The sequence below is a fragment of the Stenotrophomonas sp. genome, from assembly GCF_032099025.1.
In the GTDB taxonomy this organism is placed as follows: Bacteria; Pseudomonadota; Gammaproteobacteria; order Xanthomonadales; family Xanthomonadaceae; genus Stenotrophomonas.
Genome location: NZ_DAMCID010000006.1, coordinates 144,867 through 166,351 on the forward strand (window position 1 = coordinate 144,867; position 21,485 = coordinate 166,351).

17 protein-coding genes and 1 other RNA gene are annotated in these 21,485 nt (G+C 67.0%); 9 read left to right on the forward strand and 9 right to left on the reverse strand.

Going from position 1 to position 21,485, the window contains the following annotated elements; genetic code table 11:
* Positions 1 to 131: 131 nt before the first annotated feature.
* From RT456_RS06540 to RT456_RS06555, 4 genes are all read left to right on the forward strand, one after another.
* The gene (locus tag RT456_RS06540; RefSeq protein WP_313344104.1) at positions 132 to 3,302 is read left to right on the forward strand and encodes a multidrug efflux RND transporter permease subunit; all 3,171 of its coding nucleotides are present in this window, start codon (positions 132 to 134) and stop codon (positions 3,300 to 3,302) included.
* 25 nt (positions 3,303 to 3,327) lie between these two features.
* Positions 3,328 to 4,065, forward strand: coding sequence for an SDR family oxidoreductase (locus RT456_RS06545; protein ID WP_313344107.1), 738 nt, complete (start codon positions 3,328 to 3,330; stop codon positions 4,063 to 4,065).
* Positions 4,059 to 5,489: an efflux transporter outer membrane subunit gene (locus RT456_RS06550; RefSeq protein WP_313344109.1), complete on the forward strand. Its 1,431-nt coding sequence runs from the start codon at positions 4,059 to 4,061 to the stop codon at positions 5,487 to 5,489. The genes RT456_RS06545 and RT456_RS06550 overlap by 7 nt, the downstream gene beginning before the upstream one ends.
* Positions 5,490 to 5,640: 151 nt before the next feature.
* Entirely contained in the window at positions 5,641 to 6,006 is a 366-nt protein-coding gene (locus RT456_RS06555; protein ID WP_313344112.1) for a hypothetical protein, read from the forward strand.
* Between the two features lie 39 nt (positions 6,007 to 6,045).
* On the opposite strand, the gene RT456_RS06560 is transcribed toward RT456_RS06555, so the two are convergent.
* From RT456_RS06560 to RT456_RS06570, 3 genes are all read right to left on the reverse strand, one after another.
* Positions 6,046 to 6,912, reverse strand: coding sequence for an endonuclease/exonuclease/phosphatase family protein (locus tag RT456_RS06560; protein ID WP_313344115.1), 867 nt, complete (start codon positions 6,910 to 6,912; stop codon positions 6,046 to 6,048).
* 93 nt (positions 6,913 to 7,005) lie between these two features.
* Entirely contained in the window at positions 7,006 to 7,674 is a 669-nt protein-coding gene (locus RT456_RS06565; protein WP_313344117.1) for a hypothetical protein, read from the reverse strand.
* Between the two features lie 127 nt (positions 7,675 to 7,801).
* On the reverse strand, positions 7,802 to 14,878 hold the full coding sequence (locus RT456_RS06570; protein ID WP_313344119.1) for a deaminase domain-containing protein: 7,077 nt from the start codon (positions 14,876 to 14,878) through the stop codon (positions 7,802 to 7,804).
* A gap of 495 nt (positions 14,879 to 15,373) precedes the next feature.
* On the opposite strand from RT456_RS06570, the gene RT456_RS06575 reads away from it, so the two are divergent.
* Positions 15,374 to 15,685 (forward strand): hypothetical protein, encoded by a 312-nt coding sequence (locus RT456_RS06575; RefSeq protein WP_313344122.1) that lies wholly within the window; start codon positions 15,374 to 15,376, stop codon positions 15,683 to 15,685.
* A 50-nt stretch (positions 15,686 to 15,735) separates the two neighbouring features.
* Here the strand turns inward: RT456_RS06575 and RT456_RS06580 are convergent, their stop codons facing one another.
* The 4 genes from RT456_RS06580 to RT456_RS06595 form a co-directional block, all read right to left on the reverse strand.
* Entirely contained in the window at positions 15,736 to 16,299 is a 564-nt protein-coding gene (locus RT456_RS06580) for a TetR/AcrR family transcriptional regulator (RefSeq protein WP_313344124.1), read from the reverse strand.
* Positions 16,296 to 16,640, reverse strand: a complete 345-nt coding sequence (locus RT456_RS06585) for a multidrug efflux SMR transporter (protein ID WP_313344127.1) — start codon at positions 16,638 to 16,640, stop codon at positions 16,296 to 16,298. Before RT456_RS06585 ends, RT456_RS06580 begins: the two co-directional genes overlap by 4 nt.
* A 176-nt stretch (positions 16,641 to 16,816) precedes the next feature.
* Positions 16,817 to 17,217, reverse strand: a transfer-messenger RNA (tmRNA) gene (ssrA, locus tag RT456_RS06590).
* Between the two features lie 113 nt (positions 17,218 to 17,330).
* The gene (locus tag RT456_RS06595; RefSeq protein ID WP_313344129.1) at positions 17,331 to 17,687 is read right to left on the reverse strand and encodes a hypothetical protein; all 357 of its coding nucleotides are present in this window, start codon (positions 17,685 to 17,687) and stop codon (positions 17,331 to 17,333) included.
* A 217-nt stretch (positions 17,688 to 17,904) separates the two neighbouring features.
* Between RT456_RS06595 and RT456_RS06600 the strand changes: the two genes are divergently transcribed.
* Entirely contained in the window at positions 17,905 to 19,122 is a 1,218-nt protein-coding gene (locus tag RT456_RS06600; RefSeq protein WP_313344131.1) for a hypothetical protein, read from the forward strand.
* A 65-nt stretch (positions 19,123 to 19,187) separates the two neighbouring features.
* Here the strand turns inward: RT456_RS06600 and smpB are convergent, their stop codons facing one another.
* On the reverse strand, positions 19,188 to 19,691 hold the full coding sequence (smpB, locus tag RT456_RS06605; RefSeq protein WP_313344133.1) for an SsrA-binding protein SmpB: 504 nt from the start codon (positions 19,689 to 19,691) through the stop codon (positions 19,188 to 19,190).
* A 56-nt stretch (positions 19,692 to 19,747) separates the two neighbouring features.
* Here smpB and RT456_RS06610 point away from each other — a divergent pair, with 56 nt between their 5' ends.
* Positions 19,748 to 20,176: a type II toxin-antitoxin system RatA family toxin gene (locus RT456_RS06610; RefSeq protein WP_313344135.1), complete on the forward strand. Its 429-nt coding sequence runs from the start codon at positions 19,748 to 19,750 to the stop codon at positions 20,174 to 20,176.
* A gap of 3 nt (positions 20,177 to 20,179) precedes the next feature.
* Positions 20,180 to 20,449: an RnfH family protein gene (locus tag RT456_RS06615; RefSeq protein ID WP_313344137.1), complete on the forward strand. Its 270-nt coding sequence runs from the start codon at positions 20,180 to 20,182 to the stop codon at positions 20,447 to 20,449.
* Positions 20,450 to 20,515: 66 nt separating this feature from the next.
* On the opposite strand, the gene bamE is transcribed toward RT456_RS06615, so the two are convergent.
* On the reverse strand, positions 20,516 to 20,911 hold the full coding sequence (gene bamE, locus RT456_RS06620) for an outer membrane protein assembly factor BamE (protein ID WP_313344139.1): 396 nt from the start codon (positions 20,909 to 20,911) through the stop codon (positions 20,516 to 20,518).
* A 103-nt stretch (positions 20,912 to 21,014) separates the two neighbouring features.
* On the opposite strand from bamE, the gene fur reads away from it, so the two are divergent.
* Positions 21,015 to 21,431: a ferric iron uptake transcriptional regulator gene (gene fur / locus RT456_RS06625; protein ID WP_313344142.1), complete on the forward strand. Its 417-nt coding sequence runs from the start codon at positions 21,015 to 21,017 to the stop codon at positions 21,429 to 21,431.
* The last annotated feature ends 54 nt before the right edge of the window (positions 21,432 to 21,485 follow it).

A 21,485-nucleotide genomic window follows, 5' to 3' on the forward strand; every position in this document is an offset into this window, starting at 1 on the left:
GGCAGACAGTCGGCTGTACCGTCGGGTCAACCGAGTCTTTCAACGCCCCGTGGGGCACTGCTCCCGCTGTCGCCTGCGACAGCGGCAGGGGTGCTGCACGCCGGCGTTGGTGAAACCCCAGGAATCCACCCATGGACTTTTCCCGTTTCTTCATCGACAGGCCGATTTTCGCGGCGGTGTTGTCGATCGTGATCTTCGCCGCCGGCCTGATCTCCATCCCGATGCTGCCGATCGGCGAGTATCCGGAAGTGGTGCCGCCGTCGGTCGTCGTGCGCACCGTTTACCCGGGCGCGAACCCGAAGGTGATCGCCGAAACCGTGGCCACCCCGCTGGAAGAGGCGATCAACGGCGTTGAGGGCATGATGTACCTCAAGTCGGTGGCCGGCTCCGACGGTGTGCTGCAGATGACCGTCACCTTCCGCCCGGGCACCGACCCGGACGATGCGGCGGTGAAGGTGCAGAACCGCGTCGCCCAGGCGCAGGCGCGCCTGCCTGAAGATGTGCGCCGGCAGGGTGTGACCACCCAGAAGCAGTCGCCCACCTTCCTGATGGTGGTGCACCTGACCTCGCCCAAGGGCAAGTACGACACCCTGTACCTGCGCAATTACGCCCGTTTGCACGTCAAGGACGCGCTGGCCCGCATCCAGGGCGTGGGTGATGCGCAGATCTTCGGCGGTGGCGATTACGCCATGCGTGCCTGGCTGGACCCGGACAAGGTGGCCTCGCGCGGCCTGACCGCCAGCGACGTGGTGCGCGCCATGCGCGAGCAGAACGTGCAGGTCTCGGCCGGCCAGCTCGGTGCCGAGCCCATGCCCAACAGCCAGTTCCTGACCCTGATCAACGCGCAGGGCCGCCTGCGCAGTGAGCAGGAATTCGGCGACATCGTGCTCAAGGCCGGCACCGACGGCGAAGTGGTGCGCCTGTCCGATGTCGCCCGGGTCGAGCTGGGTGCGGGCGATTACACCCTGCGCTCGCAGCTGGATGGCAAGAACGCGGTGGGTATCGGCATCTTCCAGGCGCCGGGCGCCAACGCGCTGGAGATCCGCGATGCGGTGATCGGCACGATGGACGAAATGCAGAAGACCTTCCCCGACGACGTCAAGTACGAAGCGGTGTACGACACCACCATCTTCGTGCGCGATTCGATCAAGGCGGTGGTGTCCACGCTGCTCGAGGCGATCGCGCTGGTGGTGCTGGTGGTGATCCTGTTCCTGCAGACCTGGCGCGCCTCGATCATTCCGCTGATCGCGGTACCGGTGTCGATCGTGGGTACGTTCGCCGCACTGTACCTGCTGGGTTTCTCGATCAATACGCTGAGCCTGTTCGGCCTGGTGCTGGCGATCGGCATCGTGGTCGATGACGCGATCGTGGTGGTTGAAAATGTCGAGCGCAACATCGAGGAAGGGCTGACGCCGCTTGCGGCCGCGCACCAGGCCATGAAGGAAGTGTCCGGGCCGATCATCGCGATCGCGCTGGTGCTGTGCGCGGTGTTCGTGCCAATGGCCTTCCTGTCCGGTGTCACCGGCCAGTTCTACAAGCAGTTCGCCGTCACCATCGCCATCTCCACGGTGATCTCGGCGATCAACTCGCTGACCCTGTCGCCGGCTCTGGCCGCACGCCTGCTCAAGCCGCACGATGCGGCCAAGGATGCGCCGACCCGCATCATCGACCGCCTGTTCGGCTGGATCTTCCGTCCGTTCAACCGCTTCTTCAAGTCCAGCTCGGAGAAGTACGAGCGCGGCGTGTCGAAGATCCTCGGTCGCCGCGGCGCGGTGTTCGTGGTGTATGCGGTGCTGCTGGTGGGGACCGGCTTCATCTTCAAGGTCGTGCCGCCGGGCTTCATTCCGACCCAGGACAAGCTGTACCTGATCGCCGGCGTGAAGCTGCCGGAAGGCTCGTCGATCGCACGCACCGATGAAATGCTGCGCAAGGTGGCCAAGATCGCGCAGGAAACCGAGGGCGTGGCGCACACCATTTCGTTCCCGGGCCTGAACGCACTGCAGTTCACCAACACGCCCAACACCGGCGTGGCGTTCATTCCGCTCAAGCCGTTCAACGAGCGTCACGGTCGTACCGCCGCGCAGATCAATGCCGAGATCAACCAGAAGATCGCCGGGCTGCAGGAAGGCTTCGCGTTCGCGATGATGCCGCCGCCGATCCTGGGCCTGGGCAACGGCAACGGCTACCAGATGTTCATTGAAGACCGCGGCAACCTTGGGTACGGCGCGTTGCAGACGGCGGTCAGCCAGATGCAGGGCGCGGTGGCGCAGACCCCGGGCATGGCCTTCCCGATCACCAGCTACCAGGCCAACGTGCCGCAGCTGGATGCCGAAGTGGACCGGGTCAAGGCCAAGGCGCAGGGCGTGCAGTTGACCGAACTGTTCGACACCCTGCAGACCTACCTGGGTTCGTCGTACGTCAACGACTTCAACGAGTTCGGTCGTACCTGGCAGGTGATCGCCCAGGCCGACGGCCAGTTCCGCAACAGCGTTGAAGATATCGGCAAGCTGCGTACCCGCAACGACCGTGGCGAGATGGTGCCGATCGGCTCGATGGTGACCGTCAAGGAAACCTACGGCCCGGATCCGGTGCTGCGCTTCAACGGCTACCCGGCCGCCGACCTGGCCGGCGAAGCCGACCCGCGCCTGCTGTCGTCTGCCGAAGCGATGAACAACCTGACCGCCATTGCCGCCAAGGTATTGCCGGTCGGCATGACCACCGAATGGACCGACCTGAGCTACCAGCAGGCCACCCAGGGCAAGGCTGCCTTCATCGTGTTCCCGGTGGCCATCCTGCTGGCGTTCCTGGTGCTGGCTGCGCTGTATGAAAGCTGGTCCCTGCCGCTGGCGGTGATCCTGATCGTGCCGATGACCCTGCTGTCCGCGCTGTTCGGCGTATGGTTGACCGGCGGTGACAACAACGTGTTCGTGCAGGTCGGCCTGGTGGTGCTGATGGGCCTGGCGTGCAAGAACGCGATCCTGATCGTCGAGTTCGCCCGCGAACTGGAAATGGGCGGCAAGGGGATCGTGGACGCCGCGCTGGAAGCCTGCCGTCTGCGTCTGCGTCCGATCGTGATGACCTCCATCGCGTTCATCGCCGGCACCATCCCGCTGGTGCTGTCGCACGGCGCGGGTGCGGAAGTGCGCTCGGTCACCGGTATCACCGTGTTTGCCGGCATGCTCGGTGTGACCCTGTTCGGCCTGTTCCTGACCCCGGTGTTCTACGTGGCACTGCGCACGTTTGTCAGCCGCAATGGCGGCGGCAAGCTGGTCGCCCACGGCGAATCCACCCTCCATCATTGATCCCGACCCCCACGAGGACTTACGCATGAATACCGCTACTTCCAAGATCGCTTTGGTCACCGGTGCCACCCGTGGCATCGGCCTGGAAACCGTGCGCCAGCTGGCCCAGGCCGGCGTGCACACGCTGCTGGCCGGCCGCAAGCGCGACACCGCCGTGGCCGAAGCGCTGAAGCTGCAGGCCGAAGGCCTGCCGGTGGAAGCGATCCAGCTCGACGTGGTCGACGCGGCCAGCATCGCCGCCGCCGTGCAGGAGATCAGCGACCGCCACGGCCGCCTGGACATCCTGGTCAACAACGCTGGCATTCTGGTCGACAACCCGGCGCTGGCACCGTCGGCGCAGACCCTGGACACCTGGCGCAGCACCTTCGACACCAACGTGTTCGCGGTGATTGCCGTGACCCAGGCGTTCCTGCCGCTGCTCAACCAGTCGCCCGCGGGTCGCATCGTCAACGTGTCCAGCATCCTGGGTTCGCTGACCCTGCACAGCCAGCCGGGCTCGCCGATCTACGGCTTCGCGGTGCCGGCCTACAACGCCTCCAAGAGCGCGGTGAACGCGTGGACGGTGCAGCTGGCCTACGAACTGCGCGAGAGCACCACCAAGGTCAATACCGTGCACCCCGGCTACGTGAAGACCGACATGAACAGTGGCGAGGGCGAGCTGGAAATCGCCGACGGTGCGCGCTCCAGCGTGGGCATGGCGCTGATCGGTGCCGACGGCCCCAACGGCAGCTTCACCTACCTGGGTGAGGTGCTGCCATGGTGATCCGTGTGTTGACCGTCGCCGTTGCCAGCGCGCTGCTGGCCGGCTGCGTCAGCGTCGGCCCCAACTACCAGGCACCCCCGGCGCAGCCGGTGGTCCTGCAGGGCGCCGCAGCGCCGGTGTTCAGCACCACCTCGCCGGTGGCCAGCTGGTGGGCGCAGTTCGATGACCCGGTGCTGGAACAGCTGGTGCACGACGCGTTGGGCGACAACCTGGACCTGCGCATCGCGATGTCGCGGGTGCGCGAGGCCCGTGCGGTGTTCGTCGAGCAGCGGCTGGACCAGCTGCCGCACGTCACCAGCGGTGGCAGCTACGACCGCCGCAAGCAGCCGGACCTCACGGCCGGCGGCGAGCGTGTCTTCAGCGAGACCTACCAGCTCGGCTTCGATGCCGGCTGGGAGCTGGATCTGTTCGGGCGCCAGCGTCGTGCCGCCGAAGCGGCACGTGCGGACCTCGGTGCCGAGCAGGACAACCTTGCCGATGCACAGGTCACGGTGGCCGCCGAAGTGGCGCGCAACTACTTCGAACTGCGTGGCACGCAGAAGCGCCTCGAGGTGGCCAAGCGCACGCTGGTGAACCTGCGCGACACCCAGAAGCTGACCGAAACCCGCTGGGAACTGGGCGCGGGCAGCGAACTGGACGTGCAGAGCAGCCGCGCGCGGTTGAAGGCGATCGAAGCCGACATTCCGTTGCTGGAAGTGGCCGAAGTGCAGTCGCGGCATCGCCTGGCGGTGCTGCTGGGTCAGCGACCGGATGCGCTGGATGCGCTGCTGGAACCGCGTGATGCCGCCCCGTATGCCAAGGCGCTGCCGTTGGGTGACACCACCGACCTGCTGCGCCAGCGTGCCGACGTGCGGGTGGCCGAGCGTCGCCTGGCCGCCGCCACCGCCCGGGTGGGCGTGGCCACGGCGGACCTGTTCCCGCGGATCAGCCTGAGCGGTTTCGTCGGCTTCCTGTCCGGCGATGCCAGCGGCCTGGTCAACGGCAGCAACAAGGCCTGGTCGGTGACGCCGTCGATCAGCTGGGCCGCGTTCGACTTCGGCACCGTCAAGGCACGCCTGCGCGCCAGCAAGGCACAGGCCGATGGTGCGGCCGCCGAGTACGAGAAGGCGGTGCTGCTGGCACTGGAAGACACCGAGAACGCGCTGACCCGTTACGCCAAGCAGCAGGCCCGGTTGGCGATCGTGGCCGAGCAGGCGCAGGCCGCACGGCGCGCCGAGCAGCTGGCGCAGATCCGCTATCGGGAGGGATCGGAGGACTTCCTGACCCTGCTCGACGCGCAGCGCACCCAGCTGGCGGCGGACGATGCACTGGCCGCTGCGGAATCGACCGTCAACGTCAGCGTGGTCGGCGTATACAAGGCGCTGGGCGGGTGGGGCCAGCAGAAGGATGCCGCACCGCCGGCCGTGGCCGGCACGATGCGATGAAGGACGGCGGGGGGCGGCAAGCGTCGCCCTCTGCCTGGTTTGTAATGGTTCGCCGCGACGGCGTACCGGGGAACCCCGCGCTGACGGCTTTGCCTCTGCCGGGCCCGACAGGTGCAGTGCTAAAAACACCGCCTGTACGGGAGACGCACTGATGCAACGGAACGGCGGTAGGTCGCAACGCGCGGCATGGGAAGAAGGCCTCGCGCTCGGCTCGGGCCTGTCGGCCGGCGTGATCGTGCTGTTGATCGTGGCCGCATCGACGGTGAGCCTGGGCTTTGCGCGGCTGCCGGATGGCCTGCTGGATATTGGCGTGGTCGGCGTCGGCCTGTTCCTGGCCGTGAGTGCACGGATCTGCCAGGCGCGCGAGCAGCACCTGGCCCTGTGCCGGGCGCTGGACGGCCTGCGCCCCACGTATCGTCATCGCGTGACGCAGTGGCCGTCACAGCATCCAGGCGAAGGCGGCTGCACCGCCGCGCTGCAGGACGACACCCCCACCCACCTGACGCCCCCGGGGTAGGGGCGCGCCTGTCAGCGGATCAACCCTCCGCCCCTGCATTCACCGCGTCGGCGACGCCGGGAACACCAGCTCGGCCACCACCGGATAATGGTCCGACGGCACCACGCCGCCCGGTTTCTGGTCCAGTGTGCGGAAGCGGTTCACGCCGAAGCCACGCACCAGGATCCAGTCGATCTCGGCGGTGGGCGTGTCGCTGAAGTTCTGGAAGGTCAGCCGCGGGCCCTCGACCTTGCGTGCCAGCGTGCGTGCATCGCCCAGCGCGGCGGTGAACGCCGCATAGGTGGGGCTGCCCGGCTCGCTGTTGAAATCGCCGGTCACCACCACGGGGATGTCCTCCGGCAGCGCGGCCAGCCGTTGGCTGATCAGCTTGGCACCGAGCACGCGGCGCGGCTCGTCTTCGTCGCGGTAGGGCAGGTGGGTGTTGTACAGGTAGAAGCGTTTGCCGTCGGCCTGGCGCTGGAACAGCGCCCAGGTGACCATGCGCGGCATCAGGTTGCCCCAGGTGATGCTGCCAGCGACCTCCGGCGTGTCCGACAACCAGAAATTGCCGGACTCCACGACCTTCAACTGCGCACTGTCGTAGAACACGCCCATGTGTTCCTCGTTGTCCCCGGGACCGCGCGGCTCACCGAACCAGCGGTAGCCGGGCAGGTGCTGCACCAGGTAATCGGCCTGGTTGGATTTGAGTTCCTGGGTCCCGAACACCACTGGATGCTGCTCACGCAGCAGCGCCACCATCGCATCGCGACGGTCCTCCCAGCGCTTGTTCGGCTCGGTATCCACCGGCGTGCGGACGTTGAACGACATGACCCGCAACGGCTCGGGCGCCTTGGCCAGCGCGGAGCCGATCGGCAACGCCAGTGCGATCAGGGCCAGCAGGGCCGGACGACGAAAACGAGACAACATGGGAATCCCTCCATTCCGTGAAATCGTTTGCAGAGGGTCGCATGGATTCGCCGGGCGCGGATATGCGGAGGTTGGCGGCAACGGCCTGGACGCTCAGCTGCCCAGCAGCACGATCCCGACGGTCAGGTTGATCGCCGCGCCCAGCGTGAATACCCACAGCGTGGACAGAAGGGTGTTGAGCCACGAGCGCTGCAGCGCCACCTTCAGCCAGCCGGCCTGCACCACCAGGAACCAGGCCGCCGACAGCAGCGCGGTGGCGATGCCGAGCGTGGTGGACAGCTGCCCGGGCAGACGCACGAACACCATGCTGGTGGACAGGGCCACCGCGAACGGTGCGGTCAGGTAGCACTGCATGAAGAACGGCCGGCGCAGCGTTTCGCGGGTCATCGGTACGTGCTTGCGGCGCAGCAGATGCACGGTGGCCACCAGCGGCCAGATCGCAAACGTGATGGAGCGGTACAGCAGCAGGCTTTCCTCGTTGCCCATCACCGTGCGCGACAGCTCACTGGTGCCGGCCACGGTCTGGTGCATCAGCAGTTCCACGCCGTGCGCCACCAGCACCGCCAGCATGAGGAACATCGGCGGGCTGATTGCATCGTCGAACTGGCGCTCCACTTTCTCCTTCAGTTCCGTGTTCACGTACTCCGCCATGCGCCGCGGGTAAACGATCACCCGGTACAACGTACGCGGGAAAAACAGGAACCAGGTGCACAGCTCGTAGAGGAACTCTTCCAGCGAACGCAGCAGCTTCAGGAAATCCATGGCCACCTCGGGCGCGGGGCAGGGATGACGGCGCACGGCCCGTCGATGTGGCCAGCATGGCCCACGGGCGACGCCGCTTACAAGGGCCGCCATCCCGGCTGCCGCATTCGGGCAGCCGGGCGGGCGCTCAGATCACGTGCCTGTCCTTCTGCCAGCGCTGGTAGAAGCTGACCAGGGCGGGGTCTGGTTCGGGGACGGGAGGGTTGAGCGCCACGCTGGACGGCGCCCGGGCCACCACCGGCGAGACGCGGTACTCACGCAGGTAGCGGACCGAGAAGGGCGTCGCCGTCTTGCCCATGCGGTCGAAGGCCTGCGTCAAGGTTACGCCTGCGCAGGAGGGGCACATGTCCAGCACGGAGTGCAGCTTGAACGAGACGACCTGCGTCTCATCAACGTCTGGATCACCGCCGATGGTCCTCACGATCGCGACCTCTGAGTCCTTTCCGCGGTCGAACACGATTTCCCGCTCAGCAGCGTCCGCCCGCAGCACTGGCAGGCTGGTGTAGGTGGTTTCGTCCGGCATGCCGGCAACGGCTGCGCGGGCATCGACGAGAGGCGTGCCACCCAGCTGCGACACTGCCTGCAGCTTCACGTTCGCTGCCTTCTTGCCGCCCGACAGCGCGTAGTAGACCCTGCGCTGTCCATCCGCCAGCGTCACTTCGGCAACGGCCAGGTTGGCGCCATGGGTCTGGTCCAGGATCTGCCTGCTGCCCTGTTCGGTCGCGACGGTATCGGCATCCAGCGCTGTCCACGTGGCCTCCTTGCCTACGGTGGGGAACAGGGCGTTGAGGATGTTGGCCAACGACTGGCGTTCTTCCCGGCTGCCTGACGCCAACGGTGACCAGTCCGGAATGAGCTCGCGCGCCAGCCTGACGAAGGTGCGCTGGGAGGACGCTCCGTACAGCACGCTGTCGGCATAGCCGATCAGTACGTTCGGACGGCCTTGCGCCACGCACGCATCGCGGTAGGCGTCGTAGCTGGGATACTGCTGCAACTGCTCGCCGGTGAACTGCGACTGCAGGTGCCCGAATGCGATGCGGGCGATGTTCTCCCGGTCCTGTTCCATGCTGCCGCGCAGGCGCAGCATGCGATATTTTTCGACCTCGCGCAGGTAGGCGTTGATGTCGCTGCGGTCGCTGCCCTGCACGTTCACGTCGGGCAGCGGTGGATCGCCTTCGTCGATGGCGACCATGAACCCGTCGCCGCGCTCAGGGCTGCCCGCGTTGCCATCACTGGCGGGGAGGTGGTCGAGCGCCTGCATGTACTCGTCGCCCATCAGCGGTGCGCCGGGGGTGGCGCTCAACCGGTTGAAGGTCAGTTCGGTGCCGTCCTGCAGCTCGGTGCGCAGCACCGCGCGATAGACCACACCCGGGTCCGGCTCGACATACACGTACCTGGGCACGGTGCCGGCGGGTGAAATGACCACGCCACGAAGGCGGCGGCCGTCGCCCAGGCCGGGAACCAGCTCGCCGATGTCGATGACAGGCATCTGGCTGTGCAGGGCATCGCCGGTGGCGGCATCCACGGCAGGCGGAAGGCCAAGCGCATGGTCGGTGGACACGGTGCCGCGCAGCTGCTGCGGATACACCACCGTGGGCGGCAGATTCAACGCGGCCAGTTCTTCAGCGGTCAGCGGCACCAGCCTGCCAACGCCCGTGCCGCGCCGGGTGGTGGGCACCTCCCACTTCTGGACCTTGCCTTCGTGGACCATCGCCTGGACCTCGGTGCGGGTACCATCCGCAGCCTCCACGGTATGCGTTGCCAGCGCGTACTCGCGGCGGGGAAGTACCTGGGCACCCAGTCCGGTGAGGTCGGGGGAAGCGGGCAACGCGTTCTGCTGGTAAGGCACAAACTGCAGCCGCACCCCCTGCGCGCAGCTGATCGGCTCCAGTGCGCGCTTCGGCCTGCAGGTACCCACTTCCTGCAGGATGCCGGGTTCGTCCGGCAGCGGTTCGTGGGGCTGCGCGCGCAGCCAGGGGTCGGCGGCATCCAGCCGATACGGCTTGCCGTGGATCCACACGCCCCACTGTGTTGGGCTGCGCTGCAGGATCTCGACGTTCGCCGTGTCGCCCAGGTTGATGCGCAACCCGTCTTCGGTCGTTTCCACCGGAATGATGCGGGGCAGGTGGTCTCCGGTGAGCACGTGATGGGTCAGGGGCGGGCCGTAAGGGCGCTTGGCGACCGTGTCCCAACGGTACCATTCCGGACCCACGGCGCTGGCCAGCTGCGGGGTTCCATCCGCCAGCTGTACAACGGCGAGGCTGGGCTCATGCGCGGCGTGGGCCTGGAACGCCGCCGCGTCGCTATGGCCCGCTGCCACCGCGCGTTCAAGGTCCATCGCGCCGTCCAGCACCGTGCCCGAACGCAACACCCCGCGCAGCCAGCCGGCACCGTGCAGTGCGCTGTCCAGTGCGTGTCCGGCGATCCAGCGCGCGCCCTTGCCCAGCACAAACACACTGCTTTGTTCGGCATACCCCTTCGCCAACTGCAGCAACGCGCCGCCGGCTTCGCTGGCGATGGACTGGATGGTGCGTTCCCCGGCCGTGCCCAGTATCCGCACCGTGCTGCTGAAGAACTCGCTCCCCGGTACCCATAGCGACAACGCGTCCAGCGTGCAGCCTGCGATGGTCAGGGTGGAATGGTCGCCGGCCTGCAGGCTTTCGATGCACTTGTAACCGGGAGCCAGGAACTCGGCGATCTGATTGAGCAGGTGCCGCTCAGCCCTCCACACCTGTTCCAGTGGCGTGTGCTGATCCAGCGCGTCCTGCCTGGCCCGTGCCAGCAGCGGCTGCCAAAGATGGCGGGCTGCGGCCTGGGCGAGCTGCTTCAGCGCGTCCGGGGCGTCGCCGCTGACGGCGACGGCACAGGGACTGAGGGTAAGGTGTGCCAGCTCCCCGAGCTGCTCGATACCGCGGGTCCGGCTCACCCTGCCGGTCATGAATCCCTCCACATCGACCATGGCACCGAACACGGGGTGCAGCCAGACGCGGCGTGCGACGCCGGCCATGGGAAACAGTTCGATGTCCACAGCCGTACCGCCGGGTGCCAGGGGCACGCACCGCAGCAGCAGCCCTTGGTCGCCCTTCCGCTCGCCCAGCGCGATGCGTTGCGGTGTGCAGACCGCGGTGGCCAGCAGCTGGCGGTCCGCGTCCGGCAACTCGCCCAGCAGCGTGGCGATGATCCCGGCCAGCCCGGTTTCCACCGTGCGCTGGTAGGTATCGAATGCCGTGTCGAAACGGGCGGCGGTGGTGGGCCCGTTCACCGCCACGTAGGCATCGGCAACGACCAGGTCCAGCAGCGTGTCGCCGTTGGTGGATGCACGCAGCGCGTGCCGTTCCTGGTCGAACGCGATCAATCCGGTGCCACCCTGTTCCAGCCGGGCCTGCTCCACGCGAAGCCAGCGGGCCGGAACCATGCCGTGCGCGTCCAGGTAACCCGGTTCGATATCGGCCGGGCGTTCGTTCCACAGTGCCCGGTCCACGCCGGCGTCGGTGAGAATGCGCGAGCCAATCTCCAGCCGCGTGGGCGGCGCCGTGCCCAGTTGCGCTACGTGCAGCGCATGCGCACGTTGTTGCTGCTGCAGGAACTCCAACGCCGTGGCCGCCTGCGCGGCGCTGAAGAAATCGATCCGCGTCACCCCGGTGACCGCGCCATGGGCGAGGGCGTAGTACAGCGCCGCCGGCACCAGCGCCTGTGCCCAGGCCGCGTGCAGTGCATCGTGCTCGCCTGCGGTGTGCGGCGGCATGGCCAACTGCGCGGACAGCGCGCTGACCTGCTCGAACGTGGCCAGGTTGCACGCGCCCGGCTGCATGCCTTCCAGCAGCGTTGCGCCGTGGAGCAGGGCCACGCTCTGCAGCGAACGGCCCACGTACAGCCAGTCGGGAATGCCACGCACCAGCAGTACCGGCTGTTCCAGCTCGCTCGCCAGCAGCCAGTACAGCAGGTCCACCGCGGCAGTCGAGGCATCTGGATTCTGCTGCACGATGACCGCGCGCAGTTCGGCGGCGAGCGCCACGTAGGTGGTGTTGACGATGTCGGGTGACTGCAGTTGAGTGCGCAGTGCATCAATGCGTGCCAGGCCGATGTAGCGCTCCAGCATCCGCCGTGCCAGCAGTTCCTGCGCACCGCGCGGCGATACCGCCACGTCCGCGCTGGCGTCGAGCCAGCCGGCCTGTGCAAGCAGTGGCTGGCAGACGCCGATGAACTGACGCGTGCGCGACATCAGGTCCCAGCGCTCCGGCGGCGAGAGGGGGGGCGTGTCGGTCGTCGGGTAGCCCGGCTGCAGCAGGGACAGGCCGACGCCGTCGAGCAGCGTGTCCAGCGACGGAAGCAGCAGGGGATCGGGCCCGGGCGGGACTGCCGGCGAAGCGAGCAGCGGGAATGGCAGCGGTGCGGCCGGCAACGCGGCTGCAGGCAGGGCTGTCGGACCGAGCAGGCCGAGGGCAAACGCCAGTGCTTCGGCCGCGCTCAACTCGGGATGTTGCCGGGAGAGGTCGATGGCCAGCGAGAGCACCGGCGCCCCGTCGGTGTCCATGGAATATGTCGCAGGGGTCTCTGCCGTGGTCAGCGACAGCTGCGCCTCCGTCGAGGCGGCCAGCAGCGCCGCGCAGGTGGCCGGCGTCAACGGCGCATGCGGGTCCAGCCGCGACGTGGGCAGTCCACCGGGACTGACCCGCGCAAGGTGGTGCCGGCATGCCTGTCGCCCGGCTTGACTGTCGAGCCACGCGCCCAGAACGGCAGGGCCGTTGATGACATGCGTCCACAGTGCCGGTATTCCGAGGGTCTGGTTGGCGCTCACGGCATCCTGCAGTGCGGCGTGGATGACGGTCACCAGTCCCTCGCGGTTGTCGCCCGCGCCAGGCGGGTTCCAGAACGCGGCCAGCGCGGGCTCGGGTTGCAGGGTCAGCCATTCTTCCGGCGACAGCGTCCAGTGCGATCCGCCCAGCAACACCCCGCGCCACGCGCCGAGCGCAGCGGCCTCGGGCATGCCCGCCAGGCGCCGGAAGAACGCATGCGCCACCTCCGGTTCGATCTGTTCCACGTCCGCATCGAGAAGCTGCGAGATCAGGTGCCGGGCGGGCTGGCCGCGGTACAGACTGACCCGGTCACGGTCCTGCATATCCGCATCGGCGGGCAGCGCCAGATCGCCGAGCAGGTAGTGCAGCACCGCGCTGGGCAGCGGCAATGCGCCGGTGTCCTGCGGCAGCAGCGCCCGCAGCCGTGGCGAATTGCCGGCAAGATCGAAGGATTCCATCACGGCGAGCAGGGGCGATGACCAGGTGGCGCCGGCAAGATCGAAGAACGTCATCCACGCCTCGTACGCATCCGCATAATGAGGATCCGCCCGCTCCAGTGGCAGGTCGAGGTCGCTGTAGAGCTGCAGGATCGGCTCGACCAGCCGACGGACCATCACCCGCAGGTCGTTGATGGCAGCGTTGATCGGCGCCCCGGCGGCTGGGTGCAGTTCCAGGTACCGGGCCAGTGTGGCGGCGATCTGGTGGTACAGGGCGCCGAGTGCGCCTTCCCATGATGCGTGGTCGGCGTTGGCACGCGGGTCGAACCGTGCGCGCCAGTCCTGCGCGGTCGGGGCCAGGGTTCGCCAGTCCCAGTCCACACCAAACCGTTCTGCATCCAGCAGGCGGCGCAGGGTTACCGCAACATTGAGCAACAGTGCATCGGCAGCGGTGAGGTTCTGGAACGTCGCCACATCCAGCAGGGGATGACGGTTGTCGACCAGCCAGGCCCGCAGCGTCCGGCTGTCCACCTTGCCGGGCAGCGGCACGCCATAGGCGGCTCGAACGCGCCGCTGGATGGCCTTCAGGGTGTCCTCGGTGTACGAGGCTGCAGGCGTGCCGGGTATCGCTGCACTGCGCTCCATCAGCCGCGTGAAATGCGCTTGCAGGGCGTCGAACGGGATCGGCTGGAGCTGCTGCAGATACGCGGCTGTCTGTCGTCCCACGGCGGCCAGCACGTGCAGTGCGTGGCGTTCGTCGCCTGACGCGGGTATGCGCATGCGCCGCGTCAGGCGCTCAAGCATCCGGGCGAACACGTATACGCGCGTTTCGAATCCGCCGCTGCCGATGCTGCGTCTGGCGCCGCTGGGCACCGCGGGAAAACGCTGGATCGCATCGACAAATGCGGCGGCGGCGGGGGATGAGAGGAATGCCACCAGAGCATCGGGCGCTGGTGGGCGTTGCTCCAGCGCGATCCCCGCGTTCCGGAACGCGTGCTCGATGGCAGCAAACAGACTGCCCGGCGTGTGCTCCACCTGCCAGTCGAATGCCTCCCACCAGGAGCGTGCAGGGATGCGGTCGATCAACGGTGCCAGCACGTTCAAGGGCAGGTGCCCCTGCATGGGCGGCATGGGCAGCAGGCCCTGGGCCATTGCCGCGCCCGGGAACAGTACCTGTTGCCCGGCAGAGGGATCGGACCGACCGACGTCGGTCAGTGCGCCTGCAAGCGCCTGCGGCGTGCGGACGCCGTCCGCAACGGCATGGGTGCTGTCTCCTACCATTGCGGCACCGGTTCCATTCGGCCGAGAGTGCGCCGCTGTCGCATCGGGCAGCAGCGGCCATGCGACATCGGTTGCAGTAGGGTGCGCAGCGCCGCCGAAAAGTGCCTTGCCCATCCCGCCCAGTCCCGTCAGCGCTTGCCAACAGGCAGGCAGATTGGCCATCAGTTTCCCTGCGCCCTGCAGTCGCGCCGATGGCGCGGGCAGGTAGCAAGAGAACAGCCAGAGCGGTACGGCCACCGCGAGTGCGGGTCCGACCCCGCGGATACCCAGGTCCGGCAGCAACGCGCGGTCAGTCTGCTCCACCCAGTCCTGCACGGACACCAGGCCGCTGCGTACTGTTTCCGGCAATGCCTGCAGGAGCGCGGCGACCTGCGGGTGGCCATGAAGCGAGGGCAGCAGCGGAAGCAACGAAGGGAGCGCCATCAGCATGCTGCTCCAGTTGCCACTGTCGAGTTCCCGCGCAACGTGCGCTTGCGCAATGAGGGCGGCCAACTCGGGTTGCGCGGCGGAGAACGTCGACCAGCAGAAACGGCCCGCCGTGGTTCGTGCCGCATTGAGCGTCAGCGCGGTCAACGCGTCGGGCAATGCTGCCAGGTTGGCGTCGCGGTCATCGAGTGCCTGCTGGAACCTTTCCACGATCTGGCTGCGTGCGTCCGCGTCGTCGGTCGCGTCCAGTTTCCTGCGCAGCATGCCGGCCAGGTTGGCGGCGTCGGGCGCGTTGATGGCCAGAAGGGCGCGCAGGACACGCTGTTCCTTCGGGTTGAGCGGTCTCGAAGCGCATGCTGTTGCGTGCGGGCGGATGGGAGCATTGACTACCGATTCTGGCCCACTGCGCAGGGGCGTCTGCCTTGGCACTTCCATTGAAGTGGGGGCCGCACGCCTGGGCACTGCGGCAGGGTGGGCGTGCTGCGCGGGTGCAGGAGAAAAAGCAGTCGTCGGGGAAGGGGGCGGTGACATCGTGGCGATCAGCAGGCGGGGCGGGGGCGCCGAGGCTACCCAATACGTCTGCTCCTGCGGGGCGGTTGTGCCATGGGTTCGCGTGGCGTAGGCGGTGCGCCTTGTGGCGCATGCATTGCCGACGCAACGATGCGCGGATTCGCGTAGCCCCCTGCTGTCGGAATCGGAGTTGTTGTAGTGGATGTCGTACTCTTGTCCATCCCCTGTTGCTGAAGGACGCACCGTCCGATGGAATACCAGCTCGTCATCAAGTTCTGGAGAAAGTCGCTCGACGACGAAGCGTTCCTGGCCACGCTCGAGGCCGAGCTGAAGACGGCACTGGGCAGCGCCGCCACGCTGGATGGCTACGACGTCAGCGCGAAGGAGATCAACCTCTTCATGTTCACCGCCGACGCGCGCCCGGCATTCCGTCGTGCCAAGGACGTGCTGGAGCGGCTGGGTGTACTGCACAGCGTTTCGGCCGCCTACCGGCTGGTCGGCGGCGCGCAGTTCACCTCGGTCTGGCCGACGCGCATGGCGCGCAAGTTCACGTTGCCCTGAGCCAGCGGGCCGTCGGCGTGGCGAGGGTGCTGCGCCATCTTCGTCGTCTTCTACGCTGGCGACGTGAGTGTGAGGATGCAGGCGAGCAGGGCGTCGCTCTGGTCCGGCTGCATCTGCGCCGCAGGGTCGCTCAGCATCTGAAGCCAGAAACCATCGGCGGCCAGCCTCGCGGCCCGTTGTCTTGGATCCAGACGTTCTGAGGGTGCGTTTTCCAGCCGCTGTGCGAGCCATTCGCGCCAGAGATCGGCGAAGGCGGGCTCGACAAGTGCGGTCAAGGAGAATCGGGCCCAACTGCGGTCGGACGACGTCATGGCCTCGAAGGTGGCGGTGACGTAAGCCCGGGTGAATCGGCCCGCCTCCACCGCATCGCGCGCCATGCAGGCATCGAGCTCACTGCCGAAGCGCAGCAGGCATTCTGCATACGCGGCCTCCAGAAGCACTTGCCGGCTGGGGAAGTGATGGAACAAGGCGCCCTTGCTCACCCCTGCGCGTGCCGCGACCCCGAGCACGGTCACGCTGGCCAGGCCGCCCAGCACCGCTTCCTGGATCACGGCGTCCAGCAGGGCGGTGCGCACGAGGGCCGGCTGTCGGCGTCGCTTGAGGTCGGCGTTCAATGGGCAGCCGCCTTCGAGAACGCGTTGATCATGACAACGCCCGCGACAATCAGGCCGACGCCGGTGATGGCCTGCCAGTCCAGCGACTGCTTGAACACGGTCACGCTGATGATCAAGGTGAGCACGATCCCCACACCGCCCCAGAGCGCGTAGGCAACACCCAGCGGCAGGCTCTTCAGCGCATGGCTGAGCAGGTAGAACGAGAGTCCGTACAGCAGCGCCATCGTGACGGTGGGCCCAAGCCGGGTGAACTGCTCCGTCTTCTGCAGCAACATCGTTGCGGTGACTTCAGACGCGATGGCACCGGAGAGGAAGAGATAGGCAGTGAAGAGGGGGGACATGGTTGCGCTCGCATTAGATACCGACCGGACGGTATGTTACGGCATCAAGCGCTGATCGGCCATGAAGACTTTGGAGGACCAGGGGCGCAGTGGCGGCGTGGGCGCCGGAAAGCAAAAAGCCCGGGAACCCTCTGTGAGGATTCCCGGGCTTTTTCGGACCCTTGCGGGCCCGTTATTGGTGGAGGTGGGCGGAATTGAACCGCCGTCCGAAGGCACTCCATCCCCGGTACTACATGCTTAGCTCACCGTTGAATCTCGCCCTGTGGCAGCACGGTGTGCAAAGCGCACCCCAGGACCAGCCTGCTTTAGTTAAGCCGTGACTGACAGGCAGCCATCACAGCCGGTTCCGTGATAATGACCCTACATCTACGAGCACGGGCACAAGTAGGTTCGGGGGTTCGCCTTAGGCGGCTGTAGAACTTAACGCACTTGCTGCTGTTTAGGCGGCGAGGCGGAAGTCCGAACCGTAGTTGTCGTCGTTGGCAACTAAAAGTTTGCTGCTGGATTAACGAGGAAAGCTGCCCCCTCGGCATGCACCAAGTAACTTCACAACCCCCGTCGAAACCAATGCACCCCCGGTTTCTTCAAGAACCGCAAGACGCCTGGCGAACCAGACGCTACTTGACGGGGCCGATGCTACTCCAGTTCAGCTGAACAGTCACCTGAAGCGTGCAGCGACCCTGAATGGACCTACCTGCCTTCGCGCTGGCGCTTGCTGTCGGCCTGGTGCTTGGCCCGCACCTTGCGGTCGTGGTTCTGCGCGTTGCGCTGGGTCATGGCCTGCTTGCGGGCTTCCGGCTGGACCTGGGCCGTCAGCGCGTCCACCAGGGCGACCAGGCGGCGGTGCTCCAGCGTGTCGTAGGTCTGGTTCTCGGACGCGTCGCGCTTGGCGTTGCGCTGCGTATAGGTCAGCACCTTGAGCAGGGCGGCCGGGTCCATCGCGCGGGTCAGCTCGGCGAAAATCGACTCGTATGCGGCGACATCGGCCTGGAGCTCGGCCATCGGGTCCGCGGTCACGACCGTCTCCTGGGGGATTTCCTGTGTCACGCAACGCTCCAGTACTTGGTAATAGGCGGGGATTCTGACACTTGTGGGGCTGCGGCGGGAAACTTCGACAAGCCAGCGCAACCTGCGGCCAAACCGCGCCCGCCGCGTGGATCGATGCTGGCCGTGTCGTTGCTGCCACCGGCGGCGCGACGCGGCGGCGGTGTTTGCCCCCCTGAGCAGGCGCCGCCGCCGCTCCTTCCACTGGCGGAGAACGAGCATGGGCATCATCGATGGACGGCCTCTGGGCCTGGGTGAGGTGGACGCGCGGCAGGCGCAGCTGGAATCGGACGTGATCTTCGGTTGCGTGTTCCTGGGATTGATGCGCGATGCGCTGCAGGACGGCGTGGTACTGCGCTGGGACCTGGAGTCGGGCGACCCTGCGGTCACCGCGGCGCACGTCAAGGAGCTGCAACAGGTGCTGGGCAGGCTGCAGGACCTCACCGGCGTGGAGTCGCCGCGTATCGAGGCCGGGCGCAGTCCGCAGTACGACGATGGGCGGGTGTCGCAGGTGGCCATCGCGGCGACCGCGCGCCCCCTCAGCCAGCAGGCCTCGGACGAGGCGCGACAGCCGATCGAGTGGTCGCCGAACGTCGCTGCCCATATCCGCACCCTGCTTGACACCCACGCGCTGATGCGCCCGGAGCCACCCGCCGTTCCTGGCGCATTCGCCGGCATCGACGAAGAGTTCGGGGCCTATTACGGCATCGTCGATGCCGCCGACAACGTCGTGCCGAAGGTGATCAGCTCCACGCGCCGGCTGATTCCCTACGCCAGCGAGGGCGGGCGCTGGGATCGCCAGGTGGCATGCCATGGGCTGATCGGCTACGACGATCCGCGTCGCGCCGGCACCGCCCGGCAGGCGCCGAAGCAGGCGGGATCGATCGAGCCGACCGAGCTGATCAGCCGTTGGGACGGGCAGGGCGAGGTGTGCGGCTACTGCCACGGCATGGTCTGGGCGGTGGCCGAAGTGCGCTGCGATTTCCCGAAGGGCCGGCCGTTCGAGCTGGCGCTGGGGGCGAAGACCCACAAGCTGTCATCGTGCTTTGGCTGCAGCACGTTCCTGCATGCCAATGGCTATGCGCCCAGTTCGATGCACCTGGGGCGGTCGGATTCCTGGGTGCCGCTGCCGGAGGGGCCGGACGCGACGGCGCCGTTCAGTACCAGCAAGACCAAGGAAACCGCCGACCGGAAGGTGTTCGCGGGGTTGAACGGCACCTGGGCAGAAAAGGTGTCCGGCTGGCTGACGTCGGGCGTGCACCGGGTGGTGGAGGCACCGGAGGGGCGCTTCCCGGCCGGGGTGGTCAAGACCGCCTGGCGGCTCATGGAGGCCAGCAGCGAGCGTCGCCAGGCCAGGGCAATGGCCAATCTCTTCCTGGATGCACTGACCGTGCATGACAAGGACCTGGTCCGGCTGAAGCGGTTCGTGGGTCTTTAGCGGCCGCGACCGGGCAGGGCCCGGCGCTGGAGGGAGAAAGGGCCGGCATTGGGCCGGCCCTTCGCTCAGGCGTCGCGGTTGTGGCGGCGCATGGTGCGCGACTTCTCGCGTGCCCAGTCGCGGTCCTTCTCGGCATCGCGCTTGTCGTGGGTCTGCTTGCCCTTGGCCAGGGCGACTTCGAGCTTGATCTTGTTCTTGCTCCAGTACATCGCCGTGGGCACGATCGTGTAACCGTCGCGCTGCACCTTGCCGATCAGCTTGTCGATCTCGCTGCGATGCAGGAGCAGCTTGCGATCACGCCGGTCGTGGGCCACGACGTGGGTGGAGGCCTGGATCAGCGGGGTGATCTGGGCGCCGATCAGGAAGATCTCGCCGTCCTTGACGTAGGCGTAGGCGTCGATGATGTTGCCGCGCCCGGCGCGGATCGACTTGACCTCCCAGCCCTGCAGGGCCAGGCCGGCTTCGAACCGGTCCTCGAGGGAGTATTCGTACCGCGCACGCTTGTTGAGCGCGATGGTCTTGTTGGCCGTCGCGTTCTTTGCTTTATCCTTGCCGCTGTTCTTGCTCATTTACCTATTGTCTCCGATTCGGGCCCCCGTGGTCGATTCGCCAGCCAAGCCTTCGCATGCCAACTATCCGACGTAGTGCCCTGGTCGAACATTCGGCTGCCCGCATGTTCGACCTGGTCAATGATATTGATGCCTACCCGCGCCGCTTCCGGTGGTGCTCGGCTGCGCAGATCCTCGAGTCCGGTCCGGACCGCCTGCTTGCGCGGCTGGACCTGGGGCTGGGTTCGTTTTCGACCTGGTTCATGACCGAAAACACCCTGCAGCGCCCGAATCACATCGACATGCAGCTGCGCGACGGGCCTTTCAAGCGGCTGCATGGCCGCTGGGAGTTCCACGCACTGGCCGAGGACGCCTGCAAGGTGACCCTCACCCTGGAGTTCGAGCCCACCTCGCGCCTGCTGGGGCCGGCCCTGGCGCTGGGCTTCCAGGGCCTGGCCGATCGCATGGTGAATGACTTCGTCCGCGTCGCCGACGCCCAGGACTGAGCGGTGATCCGGGTCGAGGTAGTGCTGGCCTGGCCCGACCGCGCGCTGTCACGGCGGCTGGCGTTGGCCGATGGAGCGACCGTAGGCGAGGCCATTGCCATGGCCGCCATCGATGGGGCACAGGACTGCCCGGCCGTCGCCGTACACGGTGTAGTGGCGAAGCCCGACCAGCCGCTCAGGGACGGTGACCGGATCGAGCTGCTGCGTCCGCTGCTGGCCGACCCGAAGGACAACCGCCGCCGACGCGCTCGAGCCGCGCCCCAGTCACGCTGAAGCGCAGCAACGATGAACGCGTCGCCACGCGCCCGGTCAATGAATGACCAGGCGGTGGGCTCCCCGTTACCGGCCGCGCTGCTTCTTCTTGTCCTTGGGCAGGTTGCGGCCGAACTGGCGCACCGTGTCCTTGGCCAGCGCCGCATCACGGTTCGGGAAGAACTCGCCTTCCCAGCGCGTGACCAGGTCGTTGTCGAAGAAGACCGTGAAGTTCTTCACCTCGGTGGTGCCGAGGCGGTTCACCCGCTCGCTGGCGGTGTAGTCCCAGCGCTGGGCATGGAACGGGTCGTCAATGGAGGGGGTGCCGAGCAGGGCGTTGACCTGCTGCTTGCTTTGGCCCACCTGCAGCTGACCGACGGCCTGCTCCCGGACCAGGTTGCCCTGGTAGATGGGTTGCTTATAGATGATGCCGCAGCCCGTGGTGGACAGGGCAACGGCGGCGACCAGCAGGAGATTGCGCATCGGGAATGGCGTTTGGGGAAATCGAGTCGATGATACACTCCTGCCGTGTCGCCGCGACCCAATCCGAGGCAGCTGGCGCTAAATCGCCAATGAACGGAGAACTATGGAAACCCACGACCTGCGTAAAGTCGGCCTGAAGGTGACCCATCCGCGGATGCGGATCCTTGCCCTGCTCGAGCAGCGCAATGCCGAGCACCACCAGCACCACATGACCGCCGAAGACATCTACCGCCAGCTCCTCGAGCATGGTGACGAGATCGGCCTGGCCACCGTGTACCGGGTGCTGACCCAGTTCGAGGCGGCCGGCCTGGTGCTCAAGCACAACTTCGAAGGCGGCCAGGCCGTCTACGAACTCGACCGTGGCGGTCACCACGACCACATGGTCGATGTCGATTCCGGCAAGATCATCGAGTTCGAAAGCCACGAGATCGAGGAGCTGCAGCGCAAGATCGCGGCCGATCACGGCTACGAGCTGGAAGAGCACTCGCTGGTGCTCTACGTGCGCAAGAAGCGCAAGTAACGGCATCGCCGTTACGGTAGGTCCTGACCGTTGGTCAGGACGTGATTGATACGA